2 protein-coding genes, 2 tRNA genes and 1 pseudogene are annotated in these 2,047 nt (G+C 38.5%); 1 reads left to right on the top strand and 4 read right to left on the bottom strand.

The features are described 5' to 3' along the window. Positions 1-392 (bottom strand): SDR family NAD(P)-dependent oxidoreductase (locus tag J655_RS24055; protein ID WP_032053429.1); only part of this gene is annotated, 392 nt, incomplete at its 3' end. 112 nt (positions 393-504) lie between these two features. Between J655_RS24055 and J655_RS24060 the strand changes: the two genes are divergently transcribed. Next, a complete protein-coding gene (locus tag J655_RS24060; protein ID WP_005079244.1) occupies positions 505-1,401 on the top strand; it encodes a LysR family transcriptional regulator in 897 nt (298 codons plus the stop codon). A 63-nt stretch (positions 1,402-1,464) separates the two neighbouring features. On the opposite strand, the gene J655_RS24065 is transcribed toward J655_RS24060, so the two are convergent. From J655_RS24065 to J655_RS24075, 3 genes and pseudogenes are all read right to left on the bottom strand, one after another. After that, positions 1,465-1,540 (bottom strand) — tRNA-Lys (locus J655_RS24065). Positions 1,541-1,562: 22 nt separating this feature from the next. Further along, a tRNA-Lys gene (locus J655_RS24070) sits at positions 1,563-1,638 on the bottom strand. A gap of 120 nt (positions 1,639-1,758) precedes the next feature. After that, positions 1,759-2,047, bottom strand: a pseudogene (locus J655_RS24075) (long-chain-acyl-CoA synthetase); the annotation flags it as partial.

Below are 2,047 nucleotides of genomic sequence, written 5' to 3' on the forward strand. Positions count from 1 at the left end.
CCTGCCGATTGAATAAAGAAATAGGCAATTTTTGAGTTGATATCGCTCATGCTATCAAACTCTTGTTCTGTGGTATCTAAAAAAGATTTCTTTAAAACCTTTCCAACTGTATTAATGGCAATATCAATTCCGCCAAAATGCTGCTTAGTGTCTAAGAATAGCTTTTCGATATTATCAATATCCGTTAGGTCTGCCTGAATTAAAACGGCATCTACACCGAATGCTGTTACATCTGCAAGTGTCTGTTCTGCATCTGCTTGAGTTTCAGCGCTATTGTAGTGAATTGCAATTTTTGCGCCTTGTTCTGCAAACCTGCGGCTAATCAGTCCACCTAAGTTTTTTGCACCGCCCGTAATCAGTACAACTTTATCTTTCAGAGTATGAGTTGTCATGATGGTTGTTCCTATGATGACTTGTTTTAATGTGTTTTTAGTCTAGATTGGCGGTAATTTTTGATCAATTATGCTAGTTTGGTTTAACTATTCAAAAAATACGAACAATTAAATGGATCGGTTGCAGCAATTTTTTATTTTTACAGAAGTCGCTAAACGACAAAGCTTTAGTGAAGTGGCAAATCAGCTTGATTTACCTCGCTCGACAGTAACGAGTGCTATTCAACAGTTAGAAACTCACTATGGAGTACGCTTATTTCATCGTACTACGCGTAAAGTAAGTCTCACTCAAGATGGACAACGAATATTACCTGAGTGTCAAAATCTATTATTTGATTATGAACAGCTCGAACAGCTTATACAGGCACAAAAGCAGCATTACCGTGGCACGCTAAAAATTTCAATGCCCAGCCGAATCGTACACCAAGTGATTATTCCTGAACTTCCCGATTTTTATAGTCGCTATCCAGATATCCATTTACAACTTCATAGCTCTGATGACATCACTGACTTAATCGAGAAAGGAATCGATTGTGTTGTTCGGGTGGGGCAGCTAGATAATAGTAGTTTAATTGCGAAGTTCGTTGGTAACTTGATTATGGTGAACTGTGCAAGTGCTGACTATTTAGAACAGTACGGTATTCCTGAACAATTAGAAGATCTATCTCAACACAAACTCATTAACTATGCGGGAGCCGTAGGAGAAAAACAGGGCGTATTTTCATATCAAGATGGAGCTGTGATGATGGATAGTGCTTTAAGCGTGAATAATACGGAAGCCTATATTGCAGCGGCTATTGCAGGTTTGGGAATTATTCAACTTCCATACTACGATGTTCAGGATAAAATCGAGCAGGGAACTTTAGTTGAAGTACTAAGCGCCTATACTGCTCAATCGCTTCCACTTAATATTTTATATCCGAACCGGAGTTATATTCCTAAACGTTTGGAAATCTTTATGGAATGGGCTAGGGATGTTCTATATAAGAAGTGCATCGTCATCTTTTAGTCATAAAACTAAAATACATTAACAATAAAAAAAGCCTCTCGAACTGAGAGGCTTTTTAGAATTTGGTGGGTCGTCCGCGACTCGAACGCGGGACCAACGGATTAAAAGTCCGCTGCTCTACCAACTGAGCTAACGACCCAAATAGGTTCAAAACAGATAAGTGGTGGGTCGTCCGCGACTCGAACGCGGGACCAACGGATTAAAAGTCCGCTGCTCTACCAACTGAGCTAACGACCCGTATCGTTTTGATGTCGCGTATTTTAGCAAGTTATTCAACTAACACAAGAGGAAATTTAAAAACATTTGCATGATTGCCTATAAAAAGCACGATTTCCTCTTGTTTAGCTAAAAAATGAACTAAAAACGGTATTTATATGCCTGAATGTTGTCAAAAATTTCAGTTGTGATGTCACAGTAACTGCTTTCACCAGGCAATAAAGCGAGTAAACGTTCAGAAGTTTTGCTTGGATTAAATGCATCTTCCTTCAATTTATTCTTTTGGTACTTAAAAGTACCTGTGGTTTCAACTTTAGCCTGTATACGTAAAAACACTGGTACCGCATAAGCAGGTAAGCATTTTTTAAATACAGTCACCATTTCTGTTAAGTCAGTGTCATTTAATTCAGCACCATCAGCAAGTGTGATT

The organism is Acinetobacter sp. 1294243 (assembly GCF_000588015.1).
GTDB classification, from domain to species: domain Bacteria; phylum Pseudomonadota; class Gammaproteobacteria; order Pseudomonadales; family Moraxellaceae; genus Acinetobacter; species Acinetobacter pittii.